The 970-nt window shown below is 72.8% G+C and carries 1 protein-coding gene; it reads right to left on the bottom strand.

Going from position 1 to position 970, the window contains the following annotated elements:
- Nucleotides 1-970, bottom strand: a 970-nt coding sequence (locus tag G4D87_RS38170; RefSeq protein ID WP_163787636.1) for an ArnT family glycosyltransferase, incomplete at both ends; no start/stop codon positions are given.

Genomic DNA, 970 nt, shown 5'->3' with positions numbered 1-970 from the left:
CCCACCACCTCCAGCTCCCGCCGGCGCACCCCGCGCACCAGCAGCCACACGAAGGCGAGCAGCGGCAACACCGCGGGCAGCGGCGCCAGGCTCTGGGTGTTGACCTCGTTCAGGAGGGCATCCACCGGCCGGTGCCAGGGCCCCACGTCCACCGTCGGGTCGGCGAAGAGGTGGGCGCGCGTCACCCGCGCCTCCAGGTCATGCAGCTCCGGCCAGCGCCAGGCGGAGTAGACGCTCCACGGCGCCGCCAGGAGCACGGCCGCGCCCACCATGGCCACCACCGTGCTGAACCTCGGGCCCGGGCACAAGCGCAGCCGTCCAAGCGCCCACAGCGTCGCCGCGATGCCCAGGGGCGTCAGCGCGAGCCCTGTCTTGCAAAGGAAGCCCAGCCCCACGGCCGCACCCGCCGCCAGGCCCCAGCGCCAGGAGCCCCGGCGCGTGGCATGGAACAGGAGCGCCACCGCGACGGCGTTGCAGCCCGTCAGGGTGCAATCCGTCACGTCGCCGAAGATGCGCCCCTGGACGAGCTGCCAGCCAAAGGGCATGGCGAGGAAGCCCGCCGCGCCCAGCACGGCCCAGAAGCGCCCGGCGGGCCGGCGCGCGATGAGGAAGATGGACACCGCCGCGGCCAGGTGCCCCAGGAGCGAGGCCAGCCGCAGCGCCAGCGGCGTCACGCCCACCACGTGCATCATCAGCGCGCCGAACCAGAAGGGCCCCGTGGGCTTGTGCATCCACACGTGCGCGGCCCACCAGTGGCGCGGGTCCGCGGGAAAAATCGGGTCCTTGTAGATGTGCGGCGTGAAGAAGGTGTCGTACGTGCCGCGCGTGGCGGCCTGATGCATCGCCTCGTCCCAGATGTAGATGGCCGGGTGCGCCAGGTGAGGCGCCAGCTGGGCCAACCCCCAGACGACGAGCGCCACGATGAGCAGGCCATCGAGACGCTTCTGAAAGTCATCGGGGGGCGCGGCGG

Source organism: Myxococcus vastator (assembly GCF_010894475.1).
GTDB lineage: Bacteria > Myxococcota > Myxococcia > Myxococcales > Myxococcaceae > Myxococcus > Myxococcus vastator.
The sequence above is the reverse complement of the archived record's forward strand: the minus strand, read 5'-3'. Positions and strand labels throughout refer to the sequence as shown.